We start from the raw sequence: 2,351 nt of genomic DNA, 5'->3' as shown, positions 1-2,351 counted from the left end.
CCCCCACCCCGTAGCCGCCGCCTGCCGCCTGCCGCCTGGCGCCGGGCGGTCCCGGCGGAGTTATCCACAGGCCGCGGGCCCGGAATCCCGGTGTTCCCAAGGGCTGTCCGAGGGTTGCACGGGCGTGCGGCAACGCGGGTCCGTATAGCCGTTAGGCTGGTGGCGTGGCAGTCGTCGATGTATCCGAAGAGCTGAAGTCCCTCTCCTCGACCATGGGGTCGATCGAGGCCGTCCTGGACCTCGACACGATGAGGGCCGACATCGCCGTGCTCGAAGAGCAGGCGGCGGCGCCGTCCCTGTGGGACGACCCGGAGGCGGCGCAGAAGATCACCAGCAAGCTGTCCCACCTCCAGGCGGAGCTCCGCAAGGCGGAGGCGCTGCGGAGCCGTATCGACGACCTCGGGGTGCTGTTCGAGCTCGCCGAGGCCGAGGACGACGCGGACACGCTGGCCGAGGCCGAGACGGAGCTGGGCGCCGTGCGCAAGGCGCTCGACGAGATGGAGGTCCGTACGCTCCTCTCGGGCGAGTACGACTCCCGTGAGGCGGTCGTCAACATCCGCGCGGAGGCGGGCGGCGTCGACGCCGCCGACTTCGCCGAGCAGCTCCAGCGCATGTACCTGCGCTGGGCCGAGCGGCACGGCTACAAGACCGAGATCTACGAGACGTCGTACGCGGAAGAGGCCGGCATCAAGTCGACCACCTTCGCCGTCCAGGTGCCGTACGCGTACGGGACGCTCTCCGTGGAGCAGGGCACCCACCGGCTGGTGCGGATCTCGCCGTTCGACAACCAGGGCCGCCGTCAGACGTCCTTCGCGGGCGTCGAGGTGCTGCCGGTGGTCGAGCAGACCGACCACATCGAGATCGACGAGTCCGAGCTGCGCGTGGACGTCTACCGCTCCTCCGGGCCCGGCGGCCAGGGCGTCAACACCACCGACTCGGCGGTGCGCCTGACGCACATTCCGACCGGCATCGTCGTCTCCTGCCAGAACGAGCGCTCGCAGATCCAGAACAAGGCGACCGCGATGAACGTCCTCCAGGCCAAGCTCCTTGAGCGCCGCCGCCAGGAGGAGCAGGAGAAGATGAACGCGCTCAAGGGCGACGGCGGCAACTCCTGGGGCAACCAGATGCGTTCGTACGTCCTGCACCCGTACCAGATGGTCAAGGACCTGCGGACGGAGTTCGAGGTCGGCAACCCGTCCTCCGTGCTCGACGGCGACATCGACGGCTTCCTGGAGGCCGGTATCCGCTGGCGCAAGCAGCAGGAGAAGTAAGCCTGTTGAGGTAGGCCCAGCAGGCGCGGCAGGTGCGGCGGGCCGGGTGCCCGCCGCTCCGTATGTGACGGATTCCGGATGTGACGGGGTCACAGCTCTGTGTCCATGTGCCGCTCAAGTTGCGATATTCCGGACATCTCGCCCGTAACTCCCTTGACGTTGCCCTTAAAACTGGACAAGCTGGCGCGCGGCATGCGTATCACTGGGGCGCGTGTGAACGGGGGGAAGCGGGCAGACCGGCGAGACCGGTTCCGCTGAGCGCGACCCCGATACCGCCGCGGCCCCGTGCATAGCTGCTCCACATACGAGATCGGCTACTGGGGGTAGCAGGCAGATGACCAAGAAGACGCGGCTGCGCGTTGCACGGATAGCCGCCGGCGCGGTGATTGCCGCCGGCGCTTCCCTGACCGCCGCGGGCGCCGCCTCGGCCGCCGGCGTCGACGTCAACATCGGCGGTGTCGGCATCCACGCCGACGCGAGCGACGAGGGCGTCCACACCGGGCTCGGCATCGGTGACGACGACCCGACCGGCGACCCGTCGAAGGACCCGACGGACGGCCCGACCACGATCCCCACGGGTGACCCGACGGGCGAGCCCACCCACGAGCCGACCGGCGACCCCACGGGTCAGCCGACCGGTCAGCCCACGCACCAGCCCACCGGGCAGCCGACGACCGGCCCCTCCGACCGCCCCACCACCCCCGGCGGCGGTGACCACAGCGGTCAGGGCGGGGACCACGGCAGCCAGGCCGGCGGCGGCAACGCCACGACCTGCCCGGTCGACATCGACAGCGCGAACTGCGTCGACAACACCAACCCGGACAGCGCCGGCTCCAAGCCGGTCGCGCAGTCCAAGGCCAAGGAAGAGCTGGCCGAGACCGGTGCCGGTCAGACCACCTTCCTGCTGGTCGGCGCCGCCACGATGATCGCCGGCGGCATCGGCTTCCGCGTCATGCCGCGCCTGGTCGGCAACCGCAACACCGCTGCCTGAACCCTGGCGGGTGCGGCAGCCGCGAGGCGCCCGCTCGCCCGGCCGGATCCGGCGCTCTCCCGCCCGTACGGGGGCTGGGGGGATCCGGG

General features: G+C 70.6%; 2 protein-coding genes. Both read left to right on the top strand.

Going from position 1 to position 2,351, the window contains the following annotated elements; genetic code table 11:
• Window positions 1-164: 164 nt before the first annotated feature.
• A complete protein-coding gene (prfB, locus tag ACFU99_RS41025; RefSeq protein WP_384403109.1) occupies window positions 165-1,271 on the top strand; it encodes a peptide chain release factor 2 in 1,107 nt (368 codons plus the stop codon).
• Between the two features lie 334 nt (window positions 1,272-1,605).
• On the top strand, window positions 1,606-2,262 hold the full coding sequence (locus ACFU99_RS41020; protein ID WP_384403106.1) for a PT domain-containing protein: 657 nt from the start codon (window positions 1,606-1,608) through the stop codon (window positions 2,260-2,262).
• Window positions 2,263-2,351 lie beyond the last annotated feature (89 nt).

This window comes from Streptomyces sp. NPDC057654 (assembly GCF_042800135.1).
Taxonomy (GTDB): domain Bacteria; phylum Actinomycetota; class Actinomycetes; order Streptomycetales; family Streptomycetaceae; genus Streptomyces.
This window is presented reverse-complemented; position numbering and strand designations above follow the sequence as displayed.

What these genes read in the sequence shown, in the direction of transcription:
- ACFU99_RS41020 (WP_384403106.1), top strand. Translation starts at nt 1,606, where the DNA reads ATGACCAAGAAGACGCGGCTGCGCGTTGCACGGATAGCCGCCGGCGCG.